The organism is Pseudomonas sp. 2995-1 (assembly GCF_002742505.1).
Lineage (GTDB): Bacteria > Pseudomonadota > Gammaproteobacteria > Pseudomonadales > Pseudomonadaceae > Aquipseudomonas > Aquipseudomonas sivasensis.
In genome coordinates, this window is the sequence record NZ_LJSA01000215.1 from 1 (window position 1) to 257 (window position 257).

The 257-nt window shown below is 37.4% G+C and carries 1 protein-coding gene; it reads left to right on the forward strand.

Annotated features, from left to right (window positions below; all coding sequences use genetic code 11):
- On the forward strand, window positions 1-194 hold a 194-nt coding region (gene rbfA / locus AOA61_RS02535; protein ID WP_099601081.1), incomplete at its 5' end, for a 30S ribosome-binding factor RbfA.
- Between the last annotated feature and the right edge of the window lie 63 nt (window positions 195-257).

Sequence of the window (257 nt, forward strand, 5' to 3'; positions counted from 1 at the left end):
CAGTATATGGAGAATACGACCAACGTTCTAAAACACTTGAAGGTTTAAGGAAAGCGAAAGGGTTTGTGCGTTCTGAAATCGGTAAACGGATCCAGTTGCGTAAAACACCTGAGCTCGAATTTAAGTTCGATGAAAGTATTGAACGTGGAAATCGAATTGAGGAGCTTCTAAGAAAATTGAACGAAGATCATTAAGTGATGAGTGGGGTGGATGATTATATCCATCCCTTTTTTTTGAAAAAATACATAGTGTAAATG